Raw genomic sequence first — 17,842 nt, 5'->3', positions numbered from 1 at the left:
TGGTGAGGTGTCCGAGTGGCTGAAGGAGCACGCCTGGAAAGTGTGTATACGGCAACGTATCGGGGGTTCGAATCCCCCCCTCACCGCCATATTTAAGTTGAGAGCCTGTACAGAAGTACGGGCTTTTTGCTTATATGTATCCCCCAAACTAAGGGGGGATGAGAACCACCGACCGGGGTTCGACAACTGGCGCAGCCAGTTGGACAGACCGGGCGCACAGCGAACGGGCTGCCCCGAAGGGGCGAGCAAAGCGAGTCAATCCCCCCCTCACCGCCATATTCAAGAAAGAGCTCGTACGAAAGTACGGGCTTTTTTTTCGCATTACCCCCCCGTCGATTACCGGATGATGACGCAATTTACAAGCGCCTTATCCGCCTACCGCGAGCACAACGCCATCAGGATAACTATTAGCCGGCATAAAAAAACCGGGCGCTAAGGCCCGGTTTGTACGGCAGTGAAACGAAGATTAATGCGCGGCTTCCGGCTTGTGCTTTTGCGCACTCTGGAAGCCATACGTCAATGCATTTTTCTCTTTATCCAGCGCGACGGTGACCTGTCCGCCGTCAACCAGCGATCCAAACAGCAACTCATTGGCCAGCGGTTTTTTCAGGTTGTCCTGAATCACACGCGCCATCGGTCGTGCCCCCATCGCCCGGTCATAGCCCTTTTCCGCCAGCCAGTCGCGCGCTTCCTGACTGACCTCCAGGGAGACGCCTTTCTGATCCAACTGAGCCTGCAACTCGACGATAAACTTATCGACAACCTGATGAATCACCTCGCCAGACAGATGATCGAACCAAATAATATTGTCGAGACGGTTACGGAACTCCGGCGTAAACACTTTCTTGATCTCGCCCATCGCATCGGTACTGTTGTCCTGATGAATAAGACCAATAGATTTACGTTCGGTTTCTCGCACGCCGGCGTTGGTGGTCATCACCAGCACCACGTTGCGGAAATCCGCCTTACGACCGTTGTTATCGGTCAGCGTACCGTTATCCATCACCTGCAGCAGCAGGTTAAAGACATCCGGGTGCGCTTTTTCGATCTCATCCAGCAACAGCACCGCATGAGGATGCTTAATCACCGCATCCGTCAGCAGCCCGCCCTGGTCAAAACCGACGTATCCCGGAGGCGCGCCGATCAAACGGCTCACCGTATGACGCTCCATATATTCGGACATATCGAAGCGCAACAGCTCAATACCCAGCGCTTTTGAAAGCTGTACCGTAACTTCAGTTTTCCCTACGCCAGTTGGCCCGGCGAACAGGAATGAGCCGACAGGTTTATGCTCATGGCCCAGACCGGCACGACTCATCTTAATAGCTTCGGTCAGCGCCTCAATCGCGTTATCCTGGCCGAAGACCAGCATTTTCAGACGATCGCCCAGGTTCTTCAGCGTATCGCGATCGCTCTGCGAGACGCTCTTTTCAGGAATTCGCGCAATTCGCGCCACTACGGACTCAATATCCGCCACGTTGACCGTTTTCTTACGTTTGCTCACCGGCATCAGACGCGCCCGCGCGCCCGCTTCGTCAATCACGTCAATGGCTTTATCCGGCAGATGGCGGTCATTGATATATTTTACCGCCAGCTCGACCGCCGCACGCACCGCTTTCGCGGTATAACGCACGTCGTGGTGCGCTTCGTACTTAGGTTTCAAGCCGTTGATAATTTGCACCGTCTCTTCCACCGAAGGCTCGGTAATATCAATTTTCTGGAAACGACGCGCTAATGCGCGGTCTTTCTCAAAAATATTGCTGAATTCCTGATAGGTCGTTGAGCCGATCACCCGGATCTTGCCGCTGGAAAGCAGCGGTTTAATCAGATTTGCCGCATCCACCTGTCCGCCCGACGCCGCGCCAGCGCCGATAATGGTATGGATTTCATCGATAAACAGGATGCTGTTGGTATCCTGCTCAAGCTGTTTCAGCAACGCCTTAAACCGTTTTTCAAAATCGCCGCGGTATTTGGTGCCCGCCAGCAGAGAACCGATATCCAGCGAGTAGAGGGTGCAATCGGCCATCACTTCCGGCACATCGCCCTGCACGATACGCCAGGCCAGCCCTTCAGCAATCGCCGTTTTGCCGACGCCGGACTCCCCCACCAGCAGCGGGTTATTTTTACGGCGACGACACAAGACCTGGATCGCGCGTTCCAGTTCTTTTTCACGACCAATCAGCGGATCGATGCCGCCCACGCGAGCAAGTTGGTTAAGATTCGTCGTAAAGTTTTCCATACGTTCCTCCCCGCCAGCTTGTTCGTCGCCAGTTGGCTGATTGCCGAGATCGGAAGATTGGCTCGGTTCGTCTTTTCGCGTCCCGTGAGAAATAAAGTTCACGATATCCAGACGGCTCACTTCATGCTTACGCAGCAGATAAGCCGCCTGTGATTCCTGTTCGCTAAAGATAGCCACCAGCACATTCGCGCCAGTCACTTCACTACGCCCGGAGGACTGAACATGGAAGACGGCACGTTGCAGGACACGCTGGAAACTTAACGTCGGCTGCGTATCACGCTCTTCTTCACTGGCAGGCAGTACGGGTGTGGTTTGTTCAATGAAGGCTTCGAGTTCCTGACGGAGCGCCACCAGATCCACGGAGCATGCTTCCAGCGCTTCGCGAGCCGATGGGTTGCTGAGCAGCGCCAGCAACAGATGCTCGACGGTCATAAACTCATGACGGTGCTCGCGCGCTCTGGCGAAAGCCATGTTTAAACTGAGTTCCAGTTCTTGATTGAGCATAGGCACCTCCCCCAATTTTTATACCTGCATTCAGGCTTTTTCCAGCGTACACAGCAACGGATGCTCGTTCTCCCTTGCATACTTGTTCACCATCGCCACTTTGGTTTCCGCCACCTCGGCGGTGAACACGCCGCAGATGGCTTTGCCTTGATAGTGAACTGCAAGCATCAATTGCGTTGCACGTTCTACATCATAAGAAAAGAATTTTTGTAACACGTCAATAACAAACTCCATCGGAGTGTAGTCATCATTGACTAATATCACTTTATACATAGATGGCGGTTTTAGCGCGTCGCGCACGCTATCTTCCACCAACTGGTCAAAATCCAGCCAATCGTTCGTCTTACCCATTGTCAGTCGTCATTATCGGTTACGGTTGTCGGCAGGAAAATCTGCCGCTGACCAGAGTCTATGCACACAATCAATCTACCTCAATTGATAGATAACTAACATCTATCAGTACCATCCGCGACATCTGTCACATTCCCGGCAATAGCGTTAACTGCTTCAAATTTTTGATTCATTTTTACCCGATCCCCCCTGCCTGATGCTTGACGCCTCGCCTGATTTCTCTAAATTGTAATGTCGAGAGTTGGTGAGGTTTTGAACAGCCCCCACTCCGTCACCGGTTCATTCCATCTTACTTATATAAGATTTACGAAGGATGTCGAAGCATGGAAACGGGTACTGTAAAGTGGTTCAACAATGCCAAAGGGTTTGGTTTCATCTGCCCTGAAGGCGGCGGCGAGGATATTTTCGCCCATTACTCCACCATTCAAATGGATGGTTACAGAACGCTTAAAGCCGGACAGTCTGTCCGGTTTGATGTACACCAGGGGCCAAAAGGCAATCACGCCAGCGTCATCGTGCCCATCGAAGCAGAGGCCGTTGCATAGCTCCTCTGTCTCATTGTGTACATCCAGGAGGCAAAATGCCAGCCCGATCGGCTGGCATTTTTATTTAACGCCAGTGCCTGATGGCGACACTGTTGCATCTTATCAGGCCGACAAATGACGTCAGCAAGATTACTCCCTTGCCAGCGCATCCACCGGGTCCAGTCGCGCCGCGTTTCTCGCCGGTAGCCAGCCAAACAGTATCCCAGTAAACGTCGAACATAAAAACGCGCTCGCCAGCGCAGTCAGTGAAAAACCGATCTCCCAGCCGGGCAGGAAAAGCTGTAGCATAAATGCGATGAACATCGACAAGCTAATCCCCAGCGCGCCCCCAACCAGACAAACCAGCACCGCTTCAATAAGAAACTGCTGTAGCACATCGCTGGCGCGCGCGCCCACCGCCATACGGATGCCGATTTCACGTGTTCGCTCGGTGACGGAAACCAGCATAATATTCATAACGCCGATGCCGCCGACAACCAGCGAAATGACGGCCACCAGCGTCAGAAATAACTGAAGAGTATAGGTAGTTTTTTCAGCCGTTTTCAGGACGCTGTCCATATTCCAGGTGAAGAAGTCTTTTTTACCGTGGCGTAAGGTGAGCAGGCGGGTAAGCTGCTGATCAGCCTGATCGCTATCAACACCATCTTTCACACGAACGGTGATCGAGTTAAGCCATGACTGACCCATTATGCGATCTGACATCGTGCTATAGGGCAACCAAACTTGCAACAGATTGCTATTGCCGTACATGGACGGTTTCTCTTCCGCCACGCCAATAACAATAACCGGCATATTACCCACCAGCACCACTTCCCCTACGACATTCGCTTTATTTGGAAATAGCTGGCGTCGCGTGTTGGCATCCAGCACCACCACCTGCGCGCGATCCTGTTGCTGTACAGCATTGAAGGTGTTTCCCTCCCTAAAGGACATGCCGTAAACGTTAAAATAATCGCCACTAACGCCATTAGCATTTACGGCAATATCAATATTGCCATAGCGAAGACGTAAGCTCTTTGAAACGCTGGGCGTCGCAGAGTTAACCCACGGCTGTTTCTGAATAGCGACCAGATCGTCATATTTCAGCACCTGTCGATACTGCGGGTTGTCGTCGCCAAAATCTTTGCCTGGATGAATATCAATCGTGTTAGTGCCCATAGCGCGGATATCCGCCAGTACCATCTGTTTTGCGGCGTCGCCGACCACCACAATCGACACTACCGACGCAATACCGATAATAATTCCCAGCATGGTCAGTAAAGTACGCATTTTGTTAGCGGCCATCGCTAACCACGCCATCGACAGCGCTTCGCGAAAGCTGCTGGCAAATTGACGCCAGCCGGAAGCCGTATTAACCGCGGCAGCGTCAACGCCCTGTTCGCGTTTCTTTTCCTGTGCGGGCGGATTATGGACAATCTTGCCATCGTGAATTTCAATAATCCGCTCCGCCTGGTCGGCAATCAGCGGATCGTGCGTCACAATGATCACCGTATGTCCGCGATCGCGCAGTTGGCGCAAAATCGCCATCACCTCTTCGCCGGAATGGCTATCCAGCGCGCCGGTCGGCTCATCCGCCAGAATCACTTGTCCGCCGTTCATCAGCGCGCGGGCAATACTGACACGCTGCTGCTGTCCGCCAGAGAGCTGTGAAGGTGGGTAATCGACGCGATCGCTTAATCCCAGCCGCAGAAGCAACTCTCTGGCGCGCGCCTGGCGTTTTTTGCGTTCAATACCGGCGTAGACGGCGGGGACTTCAACATTTTGCGCTGCCGTTAAATGCGACAACAGATGGTAGCGCTGAAAGATAAAGCCAAAATGCTCACGCCGCAGTTGCGCCAGCGCGTCCGGGTCCAGCGTCGAGACGTCCCGCCCCGCCACCCGATAAGTGCCGCTGGTCGGTTTATCCAGGCACCCGAGGATATTCATCAGCGTTGATTTTCCAGAACCGGAAACGCCGACAATCGCCACCATCTCCCCGGCGTGGATTTGCAGGGAGATATCTTTCAACACCGCCACCTGCTCTTCTCCGGAGGGGTAACTGCGGATCACATTGCGCAGTTCAAGCAATGCCGTCATGGCGTCGCTCCTGGCCTGCTCTCGCCGATGATCACCTCATCGCCCGCTTCCAGACCTTTAATCACTTCCACGTCTGTATCGTTACGCTCGCCAATGACCACTTCGCGCTCACGTTTTTCGCCGTTACGCAACAGCGCCACTTTATAACGATTGCCGCCCACCGGTTCGCCAAGCGCGGCGAGAGGAATAATCAGCACATTTTTGACATCCATGAGTTGAATATAAACCTGCGCGGTCATATCAAGACGCAAGATTCTTTTGGGGTTCGGCACTTCAAACCGGGCGTAATAAAAAATAGCGTCGTTGCTCTTTTCCGGCGTCGGCAGAATATCTTTTAAAACGCCTTCATAGCGCGTTTGCGGATCGCCTGCAATGGTGAACCATGCTTTCTGCCCCGCCCGAAGATGGATCACGTCCGCTTCCGAGACCTGCGCTTTTACCAGCATGGTGCTCATATCCGCCAGCGTCAGAATATTGGGCGCCTGCTGAGCTGCAATCACCGTTTGTCCTTGCAGGGTAGTGATTTGCGTCACTTCCCCCGCCATGGGGGCAACAATACGGGTATATTCCAGGTTGGTTTTCGCGGTGTCCAACGAGGCCCGATTACGTTTGATCTGGGCATCTATGGTGCCAATACGCGCCTGTTTAACCGCCATCTCCGTCGCCGCGGTATCCAGATCTTGTTGCGATACCGCCTGAGTCTTAGCTAACTGCTGCTGGCGCGCCAGCGTAACCCGCGCCAGCTTTAACTCAGCGGCTGCCTGCTGACGCTCCGCGTTCAGCTCCATCAGGGTGGCCTCGACCTCTTTTATCTGGTTCTCCGCCTGATCTGGATCAATCACGCCGAGTAGCTGATCTTTTTTAACGTTATCGCCAATGGAGACCAGCAGCGTTTTCAACTGGCCGCTCACCTGCGCGCCGACATCAACTTTACGCAACGCGTCCAGTTTTCCCGTCGCCAGTACACTCTGTTCAAGATCGCCTGGCCGCACGATTAACGTTTGATAAGTTGGCAGCGGCGCATTTAACATTCGCCAGCCAGCCATCCCCCCCACTAAAAGAATTAAAATAATGACCAGATAACGCTTTTTAAATTTCTTTCCTTTAGCACGCATAGAAACCCTGACGGCAAAATTTCAACCAGAAAGTAAACCGTATCTAAACAAACCTGACGCCATAAAGATAGCGTCGGCTGTATTGACGATTGGTTAATGTTTCCTGTGGTTCAATCTCGATAATCTTATGTCGCGGATTACGATCATGACACAGCTTACAGATAATACCTGGTACACTTCAGATTACATCTCTCCTTTACAATTATTTATTCGTCTGACGCGCGGGCAATTACAGCCAGGAAAATTCTGGCGTAAAGCCAGCTTTCGTCGCAAGTTTTTAATCCGCTCATTAGTCATGCCGCGTGCGACCAGCCAATTACTGACCAATCTCACCCAATGGCCGGAGTTAAATACGTTACTTGCTCGTCAGCCGCGTTTGCCTATTCGACTACATCGTCCTTATATGGCTGTAAATATTAAACGCGATTTCGCCTTAGACGCTCTGTGTTTTCATTATCAACAGATGCGCCAACTTTTATCGCGGGAACAACAAGTTAGCTATTTAAGTCAGTATGGCCTGAATCTTGCTAAATTTGAAACTAAAATCGGCGAGTTGTTTCAACTTGATTTAGTCAGTCTGGTCTCACTGGATAAAGAAGGTGAAAGCACTATTGTTGTTCGCGACGCACAGTTACGTATTCTGGCAGAGATCACATTTACCCTGTGTCGCTTTAACCAACAATGCACACTATTTATCGGCGGATTACAGGGCGCGGCAAACGACGTCCCTCACGAAATTATCCAGCAGGCGACCAAAGCCTGCCATGGTCTTTTTCCCAAACGCATCGTGATGGAGGCTCTCTGTCAGTTTGCGCAAGTCTTTCAGGCAGAGCAGATTATAGCCGTGAGTAACGATGCGCACGTTTACCGTAGCTGGCGATACATGGATAAAAAGACGCAAATGCATGCCGACTATGACGCGTTTTGGGAATCGTTAGGCGGTGAAAGAATTAAAGGGAATTACTATGCGCTACCGCTGGCGATCGCCCGAAAAAGCGAAGCGGAGATCGCCAGTAAAAAACGGGCCGAGTATCGCCGCCGCTATGCTTTACTCGATAGCGTCGTCGAACAGGTTCCGGGCACATTCAAACGCTAATCCGCCCGGCCCCGCGCCAGCCAAACCACGCGCGAGAACATCTTCCTGAACAGCGGCGGCACGGCGTCAATTCCCCGCCGCCCGGCTTCCATCGCAACTTCAATCGCCAAATCCGGCTTTGACGAGCGGTGGATAGCTTTAGTGATAATTTTCCGGGTATTCATCGGCACATTAGGCGGAAGCTGCGCAACCCGGTGAAAAACATCGGCAAAGCCCTGACGATACATAAAATGTTCCATATCCAGCGCAGGCAGCGCCGTGAGATGTTCGCGTTCTTCCTCGCGATCGTTATTAAGCAGGCTGCGGACCGTCGCGGCATATTTTTTCCCCGCTTCGTCGCCATCCACCAGGACATGCCACTCGATTCCCATACGGCGGGCGAACTTCACCAGCGGTTTCAGGCCGGACTGAGCAAACTCAATGACTTTAATGCCCTCCGCATCAAAATGATGTCCACACTGACGCGCCAGCTCATTAATAACCCAGGTTTCCGTCTCGCCTTCCACCAGTAGCCAGCAACGCGCAAACAGCGACGATGCGCGATTAAAGCGGATATGAAAGGCGATGCGCCGTCCATCTTCCGCGCTTAACCCGCCCGGACCCAAACGCCAGGCGGCGACGCGGGAAGATTCGCGCACCAGCCGTACGACATGCTCCACCGGCGTTAGCGAGAGCAATTCGCCTGAGTTGGTTGTCGCTATCCGCTGTAGCGGTAACAGATTGAGCAATTGCCAGGCGACTGAAAGCATAATGGGATGTAAACGGGTTTCCGGATCTTCCACCAGCAGTAATGGTCGCGCGTCTTTATGTAACCGCAGCGTCCCTTTCGCCTGTAACAGCGTGGAGAAAAGCCCCAGCAGGATCACCCGATGCGACCGGCTGCCCGGTTTGTCGATCATCCGATTAATAATATCCAGATAGCGCCAGCTACGTTGCTCATTTTGCGAACGCCGGCGCATGAGTCGGTGACGCGCCAGCCCTGCGCCCTGCTCCGAAAAATAGTGCTCAAGCAGTTGCACCATCGCGGACAGTCCCTGACGAATCTGCCCGTCGGTTAAATTTTGCGGCCGGGTCGCCAGCTCACGCGCCAGAAAATCCAGCTGTCGGGCCGTGACTTCAACATCCGGCACATTGGGCACCGTACCGTTGCGAATACGTCGCATAAAGCGCGCATCGCGCAAACGTAGCACTGGCATCAGACGAACCAGGTGGCGCACCTGATCGTTAATATTTTCCACCGGCAATGGCTGCCCATCGCTATTAAGAAAACTGCGCAGCGTCATCACGCTGCCATCGGCGCCGCATTCGCCCTCTAGCCGATAAAAAATACGGTGAAAATCATCCTCGCAAGGCGACCAACATGCTTCCAGCGCCCGATAACGACGTACCCGATGCCGCCCTGGCTGCGTTTCGCGAAAAGTCAGAATAATATGCAGGTGATGCTCGCGTCCTTTTATGTCGCCAGGCGGAAACCAGAAATCCTCACGGACAAAATGGTAGAGATCGAGTTCCGGCGACAATAACAGAGTCAGCGCATCCAGCAGGCTGGATTTGCCCCAGGCGTTTTCCCCAATCAGCACGTTGTTTTGTTCCAGCATCAACGACAGTCGGTTGATACCGCGGAATCCCACTATTTCAACGCGTTCGAGAATCATGCTTCCTCCAGAAAAGCGTCACCACTCCATTAAACTCACCGCAGTATAACGGCAAATGCTTCCGCCTGGCGTGATATTCCCCCCTTTGCCTGAGGCAACTGTCTGATAAATGTACGGCTGATGGTGTCGCTTTACTGATAGTCTGGAATTCGGTAGTGTCATGTACGCAATTCAAACAATAAAAAAGGGCCCGGCTGTTCATGTTTTCAGGACTTTTAATCATTCTGGTTCCACTGATTGTGGGCTATCTCATTCCACTGCGACATAAAGCCGCATTACAACTCATTAACCGGCTACTGAGCTGGATCGTGTATCTTATTCTCTTTTTTATGGGAATAAGCCTGGCGTTTTTGGATAACCTCGCCAGTAATCTGGTGGCGATTTTTCATTATTCCGCCGTCAGTATTACGATTATTTTATTGTGTAATATCGCCGCCTTATTGTGGCTGGAACGTATCCTCCCGTGGCGTCACCATCATCAGCAGGAAAAACTGCCTTCGCGTATTGCCATGGCGCTGGAGTCGCTGCAACTGTGCGGCGTAGTGGTATTGGGGTTTGTTATCGGCCTGAGCGGACTCTCTGTTTTACAGCACGCCACCGAAGCCAGTGAATATACGCTGATCTTTTTATTGTTCCTGGTGGGGATTCAGCTACGAAATAGCGGCATGACCTTAAAGCAAATTGTGCTTAACCGCCGGGGAATGATTGTCGCGGTCGTTGTCGTGGCAAGCTCATTACTGGGCGGCGTGATTAATGCGTTTATCCTGGACTTACCGCTAAAAACCGCCCTGGCGATGGCGTCAGGTTTCGGCTGGTACTCTCTTTCCGGTATTTTGCTGACGGAGTCGTTTGGACCGGTTATCGGCAGCGCGGCATTTTTTAACGATCTGGCCCGCGAACTTTTGGCCATTATGCTTATTCCCGGTCTGGTTCGCCGCAGCCGTTCAACGGCGTTGGGCCTGTGCGGAGCGACCTCAATGGACTTTACGTTGCCGGTATTACAGCGCTCCGGCGGCGTAGAGATTGTTCCGGCGGCTATCGTACATGGCTTTATCCTCAGCCTGCTGGTCCCCCTCTTAATGGCGTTCTTCTCGGCCTGATACCTCTCTGGCGGTAGGCATCTGCCGCCAAAATTGCGCTAAATCAATCTCCATGCACATTATGACAGAAATCCCTTTTATCCCTTTGTTCACAGGCATAACCTTAAACATGTATATCAAATATAACTTTAAAAGGTGTGACCATGTTTTGTGTGCAATGTGAACAAACCATCCGTACACCAGCCGGAAACGGCTGCTCCTACGCGCAGGGAATGTGCGGTAAAACAGCTGAAACGTCCGATCTGCAGGATCTGCTGATTGCGGCTTTGCAAGGTTTGTCTGCCTGGGCGGTGAAGGCCCGTGAATATGGCATCATTAATCACGACGTTGATAACTTTGCGCCGCGCGCGTTTTTCTCCACGCTGACCAACGTAAACTTCGACTCTCCGCGTATCGTCGGCTACGCCCGTGAAGCGATTGCCTTGCGTGAAGCGTTGAAAGCGCAGTGCCTGAGCGTGGATGCTAATGCGCATTGCGACAATCCGATGGCCGATCTGCAACTGGTCAGCGACGATCTGGGCGACCTGCAACGTCAGGCGGCGGAATTTACCCCGAATAAAGACAAAGCCGCCATTGGCGAGAACATCCTCGGCCTGCGCCTGCTGTGCCTGTACGGTCTGAAAGGCGCGGCGGCGTATATGGAACACGCGCACGTTCTCGGTCAATACGACAACGACATTTACGCGCAGTACCACAAAATCATGGCCTGGCTCGGCACCTGGCCTGCTGATATGAACGCGCTGCTGGAGTGCGCAATGGAAATCGGCCAGATGAACTTCAAAGTGATGAGCATCCTGGACGCCGGTGAAACCACCAAATACGGTCACCCAACGCCGACTCAGGTCAACGTCAAAGCGACTGAAGGCAAGTGCATTCTGATCTCCGGTCACGATCTGAAAGATCTCTACAACCTGCTGGAGCAGACCGAAGGCACCGGCGTTAACGTCTACACTCACGGTGAAATGCTGCCCGCACATGGCTATCCGGAACTGCGTAAATTCAAGCATCTGGTCGGTAACTTCGGCAGCGGCTGGCAGAATCAGCAGGTCGAGTTCGCCCGCTTCCCTGGCCCAATCGTGATGACTTCTAACTGCATTATCGACCCGACCGTGGGCAGCTATGACGACCGTATCTGGACCCGTAGCATCGTCGGCTGGCCGGGCGTTAGCCATCTTGAAGGCGATGACTTCGGGCCGGTCATTGCCCAGGCGCAGCAAATGGCGGGCTTCCCGTATAGCGAAATTCCGCATCTCATCACCGTCGGTTTTGGCCGTCAGACCCTGCTCGGCGCTGCCGATACGCTCATCGATCTGGTCAGCCGTGAAAAACTGCGCCACATCTTCCTGGTCGGCGGCTGTGACGGCGCGCGCGGCGAGCGTAACTACTTTACCGATTTCGCCACCAGCGTACCGGATGACTGCCTGATCCTGACCCTGGCGTGCGGTAAATACCGTTTCAACAAACTGGAGTTCGGCGACATCGAAGGGCTGCCGCGTCTGGTCGATGCCGGTCAGTGTAACGATGCTTACTCCGCGATTATCCTGGCGGTGACGCTGGCGGAAAAACTGGGCTGCGGCGTCAACGATCTGCCGCTATCGCTGGTACTCTCCTGGTTTGAGCAGAAAGCGATCGTGATTCTGCTGACGCTGCTGTCATTAGGCGTGAAAAATATTGTCACCGGGCCGACCGCGCCGGGCTTCTTCACGCCGGATTTGCTGGCTATCCTCAACGAGAAGTTCGGTCTGCGTTCCGTGACCACCGTTGAAGAAGACATGAAGCAATTGCTGAGCGCGTAAGGAGGTCAATAATGACGATGCCAACCTCACAATGTCCCTGGCGAATGCAGGTGCATCACATCCGTCAGGAGACGCCGGATGTATGGACAATTGCGCTATTATGCCATGACTACTACCCTTACCGCGCCGGGCAGTATGCGCTGGTGAGCGTGCGTAATTCAGCGGAAACGCTGCGCGCCTACACCCTTTCGTCTACGCCGGGCGTCAGTGAATATATCACGCTGACCGTTCGTCGGATTGAAGATGGTACGGGTTCACAGTGGTTGACCCATGACATCAAGCGCGGCGATTACATCTGGCTGTCTGATGCAATGGGCGATTTTACCTGTGACGATAAAACAGAAGATAAGTTTCTGCTGCTCGCCGCCGGTTGTGGCGTAACGCCAATCATGTCGATGCGTCGCTGGCTGGCGAAATACCGCCCGCAGGCCGATGTGCAGGTCATCTTTAACGTCCGTTCGCCGGATGATGTGATTTTTGCCGACGAGTGGCGACAGTATCCGGTCACGCTAGTGGCGGAAAATCATGCCACGGAAGGTTTTGTCGCGGGCCGTCTGACCACGGAATTATTACAGCGCGTACCGGATTTGGCATCGCGCACCATCATGACCTGCGGCCCGGCGCCCTATATGGATTTCGTCGAACAGGGAGTGAAAGCGCTTGGCGTAACGCGCTTCTTTAAAGAGAAGTTCTTCACGCCGGTGGCGGAAACGGCAACCAGCGGCCTGAAATTCACCAAGCTACAGCCAGCGCAGGAATTTTATGCCCCGATCGGTACGACGCTGCTGGAGGCGCTGGAGAGTAATAAAGTACCGGTTGCCGCTGCCTGTCGGGCAGGTGTTTGCGGCTGCTGTAAAACCAAAGTCGTTTCCGGCGACTATACGGTGAGCAGCACCATGACGCTGAGCGAGGCGGAGATTGCCGAAGGTTACGTACTGGCCTGCTCCTGCCATCCACAGGGCGATCTTGTTCTCGCATAATCGGTAAACGTTCCATCGTAGGCCCGGTAAGCGTTAGCGCCACCGGGCGATTTACCACTCGCTTCATCCTTTCGCCCTTCTCTCCGCCAAAGAAAAACGTCATCGTCATCTTCAACTAAACTTGTAACCGTTATCACATTGAAGGAGATGGAGAACCATGAAACAAACCGTTGCCGCTTTTATCGCCAAAACGCTGGAACAGGCTGGCGTAAAACGAATCTGGGGCGTCACTGGCGACTCCCTGAACGGCCTGAGCGATAGTCTTAATCGTATGGGAACCATTGAATGGATGCCAACCCGCCACGAAGAGGTCGCTGCTTTCGCTGCCGGCGCACAAGCGCAGCTTACCGGCGAGCTGGCAGTGTGCGCCGGTTCATGCGGACCGGGCAACCTGCACCTGATCAATGGCCTGTTTGATTGCCACCGTAACCACGTCCCTGTTCTGGCGATCGCCGCCCATATTCCATCCAGTGAAATCGGCAGCGGTTATTTCCAGGAGACCCACCCGCAGGAGTTGTTCCGTGAATGCAGCCACTATTGCGAGTTGGTTTCCAGCCCGGAGCAGATCCCGCAGGTACTCGCCATCGCCATGCGCAAAGCGGTGCTAAACCGCGGCGTCTCCGTGGTCGTACTTCCGGGTGACGTGGCACTGAAACCCGCGCCTGAAAACGCCGTCACCCATTGGTACCATGCCCCGCTCCCCGTCGTCACGCCGGCGGAGGAAGAGCTGAAAAAACTGGCGCAACTGCTGCGCTACTCCAGCAATATCGCATTGATGTGCGGTAGCGGCTGCGCGGGCGCGCATGAGGAGTTGGTCGCGTTGGCGGCAAAACTAAAAGCGCCAATCGTTCATGCCCTGCGCGGCAAAGAGCACGTTGAATACGATAACCCTTATGATGTGGGAATGACCGGCCTGATTGGCTTCTCTTCTGGCTTCCACACCATGATGAACGCCGATACGCTGATCCTGCTCGGCACCCAGTTCCCCTACCGCGCCTTTTATCCGAGCGATGCCAAAATCATTCAGATTGACATCAACCCGGGCAGTATTGGCGCGCACAGCAAAGTCGACATGGCGCTGGTGGGCGATATTAAAGCCACGCTTCGCGCCCTGCTGCCGCTGGTGGAAGAAAAAAGCAATCGTAAATTCCTCGATAAAGCTCTGGAGCACTATCGGGACGCCCGTAAGGGACTTGATGACTTAGCCAAACTCAGCGACAAAGCCATCCATCCGCAATATCTGGCGCAACAAATTAGTCATTTCGCCGCTGACGACGCTATTTTTACCTGCGATGTCGGCACGCCGACCGTCTGGGCGGCCCGCTATCTAAAAATGAACGGCAAGCGCCGCCTGCTGGGCTCGTTTAACCACGGGTCAATGGCCAACGCCATGCCGCAGGCGCTCGGCGCTCAGGCCACCGCGCCGGGTCGTCAGGTTATCGCGATGTGCGGTGATGGCGGCTTCAGTATGCTGATGGGCGATTTTCTCTCGGTGGTACAGATGAATCTGCCGGTAAAAATCGTCGTCTTTAATAACAGCGTGCTGGGCTTTGTGGCGATGGAAATGAAAGCCGGCGGCTACCTTACCGACGGTACCGAACTGCACGACACCAATTTCGCGCGTATCGCCGAAGCCTGCGGCATTACCGGTATTCGCGTGGAAAAAGCCGCAGACGTGGACGGAGCGCTACAGCGCGCGTTTTCCATTGACGGCCCGGTACTGGTTGACGTGGTCGTGGCAAAAGAAGAGCTGGCGATCCCGCCGCAGATCAAACTGGAACAAGCGAAAGGATTTAGCCTGTACATGCTGCGCGCCATTATTAGCGGCCGCGGCGATGAAGTGATCGAACTGGCGAAAACGAACTGGCTAAGGTAAAACAATGCACATCACCTTTTAAAATCCAGGGATGTGCCATGATTGATTTACGCAGTGATACCGTTACCCGACCGGGCCGCGCCATGCTCGAGGCGATGATGACCGCCCCGGTCGGGGACGACGTATACGGCGATGACCCTACCGTTAATGCCCTTCAGCGCTACGCCGCCGACCTTTCCGATAAAGAAGCGGCGCTTTTTTTACCCACCGGCACCCAGGCCAATCTGGTCGCGCTGCTTAGCCATTGTGAACGCGGCGAAGAGTATATCGTTGGTCAGGGCGCGCATAATTATCTCTATGAAGCTGGCGGCGCTGCGGTGCTCGGCAGCATTCAGCCGCAGCCCATCGACGCCGCCGCGGACGGTACGCTGCCGCTGGAGAACGTGGCGGCGAAGATTAAAGCGGATGACATCCACTTCGCGCGCACGCGCTTGCTCAGTCTGGAAAATACGCATAACGGGAAAGTGCTGCCGCGCGCGTATCTGAAAGACGCCTGGACATTTACCCGCGAACGTGGACTGGCGCTGCACGTTGACGGCGCCCGAATTTTTAACGCGGTGGTTGCCTACGGCTGTGAGTTAAAAGAGATTACGCAGTATTGCGACTCTTTTACCATCTGCCTGTCAAAAGGTCTCGGAACGCCGGTCGGCTCGCTGCTGGTCGGCAACCGCGATTACATTAAACGCGCGACGCGCTGGCGTAAAATGGTCGGCGGCGGAATGCGTCAGGCCGGGATTCTGGCAGCGGCCGGACTGTATGCGCTGAAGCATAACGTGGCGCGTCTGCAAGAGGACCATGATAACGCCGCCTGGCTGGCGCAGCAGCTTCGGGAAGCGGGCGCGGAGGTCATGCGCCACGAAACGAATATGCTGTTTGTTCGCGTTGGCGAAGCACAGGCCGCCGCGCTTGGCGACTATTTGCGGGAACGGAATATCTTGATTAACGCCGCGCCGATTGTGCGTCTGGTGACGCATCTGGATGTCTCTCGCGAACAGCTTGCCGACGTCGTCGCCCACTGGCGCGCCTTTTTAGCCCGCTAAGGAGAGCAACGTGGCGCAACGCATTCTGGTTCTCGGCGCCAGCGGCTATATCGGCCAGCACCTGGTCTTTGCGCTAAGTCAGCAAGGGCATCAGGTGCGGGCGGCGGCGCGGCGCGTGGAACGTCTGGAAAAACAGCGCCTCGCCAACGTCAGTTGTCATAAGGTCGATCTGCACTGGCCGGAAAATTTACCCGCGCTGCTTCACGACATTGATACCGTTTACTATCTGGTACACGGCATGGGCGAAGGCGGCGATTTTATCGCCCATGAGCGTCAGGCGGCGCTCAACGTGCGCGACGCGCTGCGCCAGACGCCGGTTAAACAACTTATTTTCCTCAGTTCATTGCAGGCGCCGGCACATGAGCAATCCGATCACCTGCGCGCCCGCCAGCTTACGGCTGACACGCTGCGCGACGCAGGCGTACCGGTGACGGAATTACGCGCCGGGATCATCGTCGGTGCAGGCTCCGCCGCCTTCGAAGTCATGCGCGACATGGTTTACAACCTGCCAATACTCACGCCGCCACGCTGGGTGCGTTCGCGCACCACGCCCATCGCCCTGGAAAATTTACTCTACTACCTGGTCGGCTTGCTGGACCACCCTGCGCACGAGCATCGTATTCTGGAAGCTGCCGGGCCGCAGGTATTAAGCTATCAGCAACAGTTTGAACGTTTTATGGCCGTCAGCGGTAAACGGCGTCCGCTGATCCCGGTGCCTTTTCCGACCCGCTGGATTTCGGTCTGGTTTTTAAACGTCATTACCTCCGTGCCGCCGACTACCGCAAAAGCGTTAATCCAGGGGTTAAGGCACGATTTGCTGGCCGATGACGCCGCGTTAAAAAAGTTGATCCCCCAAACGCTTATCACCTTTGACGACGCCGTTCGCCGCACGCTGAAAGAAGAAGAAAAACTGGTGAACTCCAGCGACTGGGGCTACGACGCGCTGGCCTTCGCCCGCTGGCGTCCCGAATACGGCTATTTTCCAAAGCAGGCGGGCTTTACCGCGCAGACACCGGCCAGCCTATCGGCGCTATGGAAGGTCGTAAATCGGCTGGGTGGCAAAGAGGGCTATTTTTTCGGCAATATTTTGTGGCAGACGCGCGCCGCGATGGACCGTCTGGTGGGGCATAAACTGGCGAAAGGCCGCCCGTCGCATACCTTGCTCAAACCTGGCGATACGGTAGATAGCTGGAAAGTGATTATTGTCGAACCAGAAAAACAGCTCACGCTCTTGTTTGGCATGAAAGCGCCGGGTCTGGGGCGGCTTAGCTTCACGCTGCACGATAAAGGCCGCTACCGCGAAATTGACGTGCGCGCCTGGTGGCATCCACACGGAATGCCGGGCCTGATTTACTGGCTACTGATGATCCCGGCGCACCTGTTTATTTTCCGGGGAATGGCAAGGCGTATTGCCCGACTTGCAGAACAAATCACAGAAAAATGAGAAAAAGTTGCTGTATTCTTTCGTG

The 17,842-nt window shown here is 54.3% G+C and carries 14 protein-coding genes and 1 tRNA gene; 9 read left to right on the top strand and 6 right to left on the bottom strand.

The window, feature by feature from the left end; all coding sequences use genetic code 11:
- The first annotated feature begins 1 nt into the window (after position 1).
- Positions 2-89: transfer RNA gene (locus ACLD11_RS09600), tRNA-Ser, on the top strand.
- Positions 90-466: 377 nt separating this feature from the next.
- Here ACLD11_RS09600 and clpA read toward each other — a convergent pair.
- From clpA to ACLD11_RS09585, 3 genes are all read right to left on the bottom strand, one after another.
- Positions 467-2,743 (bottom strand): ATP-dependent Clp protease ATP-binding subunit ClpA, encoded by a 2,277-nt coding sequence (gene clpA, locus ACLD11_RS09595; RefSeq protein ID WP_169010945.1) that lies wholly within the window; start codon positions 2,741-2,743, stop codon positions 467-469.
- A gap of 30 nt (positions 2,744-2,773) precedes the next feature.
- The gene (gene clpS / locus ACLD11_RS09590) at positions 2,774-3,094 is read right to left on the bottom strand and encodes an ATP-dependent Clp protease adapter ClpS (RefSeq protein WP_000520789.1); all 321 of its coding nucleotides are present in this window, start codon (positions 3,092-3,094) and stop codon (positions 2,774-2,776) included.
- Positions 3,095-3,189: 95 nt separating this feature from the next.
- On the bottom strand, positions 3,190-3,267 hold the full coding sequence (locus tag ACLD11_RS09585; protein WP_212742690.1) for a hypothetical protein: 78 nt from the start codon (positions 3,265-3,267) through the stop codon (positions 3,190-3,192).
- Positions 3,268-3,417: 150 nt separating this feature from the next.
- On the opposite strand from ACLD11_RS09585, the gene cspD reads away from it, so the two are divergent.
- Positions 3,418-3,639 carry a cold shock-like protein CspD gene (cspD, locus tag ACLD11_RS09580; protein ID WP_000447499.1) on the top strand — a complete coding sequence of 74 codons (222 nt, stop codon included), beginning with the start codon at positions 3,418-3,420 and terminating at the stop codon, positions 3,637-3,639.
- A gap of 129 nt (positions 3,640-3,768) precedes the next feature.
- Here the strand turns inward: cspD and macB are convergent, their stop codons facing one another.
- Positions 3,769-5,715, bottom strand: a complete 1,947-nt coding sequence (macB, locus tag ACLD11_RS09575) for a macrolide ABC transporter ATP-binding protein/permease MacB (RefSeq protein ID WP_411014833.1) — start codon at positions 5,713-5,715, stop codon at positions 3,769-3,771.
- Positions 5,712-6,830: a macrolide transporter subunit MacA gene (gene macA, locus ACLD11_RS09570; protein WP_183058630.1), complete on the bottom strand. Its 1,119-nt coding sequence runs from the start codon at positions 6,828-6,830 to the stop codon at positions 5,712-5,714. The genes macB and macA overlap by 4 nt, the downstream gene beginning before the upstream one ends.
- Before the next feature lie 145 nt (positions 6,831-6,975).
- On the opposite strand from macA, the gene ACLD11_RS09565 reads away from it, so the two are divergent.
- Positions 6,976-7,926, top strand: coding sequence for a VirK/YbjX family protein (locus ACLD11_RS09565; protein ID WP_183058629.1), 951 nt, complete (start codon positions 6,976-6,978; stop codon positions 7,924-7,926).
- On the opposite strand, the gene ACLD11_RS09560 is transcribed toward ACLD11_RS09565, so the two are convergent.
- Entirely contained in the window at positions 7,923-9,581 is a 1,659-nt protein-coding gene (locus ACLD11_RS09560; RefSeq protein ID WP_183058628.1) for an ATP-dependent endonuclease, read from the bottom strand. The two genes, ACLD11_RS09565 and ACLD11_RS09560, sit on opposite strands and share 4 nt — an antisense overlap.
- Before the next feature lie 200 nt (positions 9,582-9,781).
- Between ACLD11_RS09560 and ACLD11_RS09555 the strand changes: the two genes are divergently transcribed.
- The 6 genes from ACLD11_RS09555 (at position 9,782) to ACLD11_RS09530 (ending at position 17,817) form a co-directional block, all read left to right on the top strand.
- Complete coding sequence (locus ACLD11_RS09555; protein WP_079810956.1) at positions 9,782-10,681, top strand: lysine exporter LysO family protein; 900 nt, start codon at positions 9,782-9,784, stop codon at positions 10,679-10,681.
- A gap of 143 nt (positions 10,682-10,824) precedes the next feature.
- Entirely contained in the window at positions 10,825-12,477 is a 1,653-nt protein-coding gene (gene hcp, locus ACLD11_RS09550) for a hydroxylamine reductase (protein ID WP_411014832.1), read from the top strand.
- An 11-nt stretch (positions 12,478-12,488) separates the two neighbouring features.
- The gene (gene hcr / locus ACLD11_RS09545; RefSeq protein ID WP_000178698.1) at positions 12,489-13,457 is read left to right on the top strand and encodes an NADH oxidoreductase; all 969 of its coding nucleotides are present in this window, start codon (positions 12,489-12,491) and stop codon (positions 13,455-13,457) included.
- 157 nt (positions 13,458-13,614) lie between these two features.
- Complete coding sequence (poxB, locus tag ACLD11_RS09540) at positions 13,615-15,333, top strand: ubiquinone-dependent pyruvate dehydrogenase (RefSeq protein ID WP_411011991.1); 1,719 nt, start codon at positions 13,615-13,617, stop codon at positions 15,331-15,333.
- A 38-nt stretch (positions 15,334-15,371) separates the two neighbouring features.
- A complete protein-coding gene (gene ltaE, locus ACLD11_RS09535) occupies positions 15,372-16,373 on the top strand; it encodes a low-specificity L-threonine aldolase (protein WP_411010900.1) in 1,002 nt (333 codons plus the stop codon).
- 10 nt (positions 16,374-16,383) lie between these two features.
- The gene (locus ACLD11_RS09530; protein ID WP_411014831.1) at positions 16,384-17,817 is read left to right on the top strand and encodes a DUF2867 domain-containing protein; all 1,434 of its coding nucleotides are present in this window, start codon (positions 16,384-16,386) and stop codon (positions 17,815-17,817) included.
- Positions 17,818-17,842: the final 25 nt, after the last annotated feature.

Origin of the sequence: Salmonella sp. 741265116_PST, assembly GCF_046567715.1 — a bacterium.
GTDB classification, from domain to species: Bacteria; Pseudomonadota; Gammaproteobacteria; order Enterobacterales; family Enterobacteriaceae; genus Salmonella; species Salmonella enterica.
Note: the sequence above shows the minus strand (reverse complement) of the source record. Positions and strands in the feature narration are given on the sequence as shown.

Excerpts from the sequence above, each read along its gene's own strand:
- clpS (WP_000520789.1), bottom strand. The coding sequence starts at position 3,094 with ATGGGTAAGACGAACGATTGGCTGGATTTTGACCAGTTGGTGGAAGAT.
- hcp (WP_411014832.1), top strand. The coding sequence starts at position 10,825 with ATGTTTTGTGTGCAATGTGAACAAACCATCCGTACACCAGCCGGAAAC.
- ACLD11_RS09585 (WP_212742690.1), bottom strand. The coding sequence starts at position 3,267 with ATGAATCAAAAATTTGAAGCAGTTAACGCTATTGCCGGGAATGTGACA.
- macA (WP_183058630.1), bottom strand. The coding sequence starts at position 6,830 with ATGCGTGCTAAAGGAAAGAAATTTAAAAAGCGTTATCTGGTCATTATT.
- cspD (WP_000447499.1), top strand. The coding sequence starts at position 3,418 with ATGGAAACGGGTACTGTAAAGTGGTTCAACAATGCCAAAGGGTTTGGT.
- ACLD11_RS09565 (WP_183058629.1), top strand. The coding sequence starts at position 6,976 with ATGACACAGCTTACAGATAATACCTGGTACACTTCAGATTACATCTCT.
- poxB (WP_411011991.1), top strand. The coding sequence starts at position 13,615 with ATGAAACAAACCGTTGCCGCTTTTATCGCCAAAACGCTGGAACAGGCT.
- clpA (WP_169010945.1), bottom strand. The coding sequence starts at position 2,743 with ATGCTCAATCAAGAACTGGAACTCAGTTTAAACATGGCTTTCGCCAGA.
- hcr (WP_000178698.1), top strand. The coding sequence starts at position 12,489 with ATGACGATGCCAACCTCACAATGTCCCTGGCGAATGCAGGTGCATCAC.
- macB (WP_411014833.1), bottom strand. The coding sequence starts at position 5,715 with ATGACGGCATTGCTTGAACTGCGCAATGTGATCCGCAGTTACCCCTCC.
- ACLD11_RS09555 (WP_079810956.1), top strand. The coding sequence starts at position 9,782 with ATGTTTTCAGGACTTTTAATCATTCTGGTTCCACTGATTGTGGGCTAT.
- ltaE (WP_411010900.1), top strand. The coding sequence starts at position 15,372 with ATGATTGATTTACGCAGTGATACCGTTACCCGACCGGGCCGCGCCATG.
- ACLD11_RS09560 (WP_183058628.1), bottom strand. The coding sequence starts at position 9,581 with ATGATTCTCGAACGCGTTGAAATAGTGGGATTCCGCGGTATCAACCGA.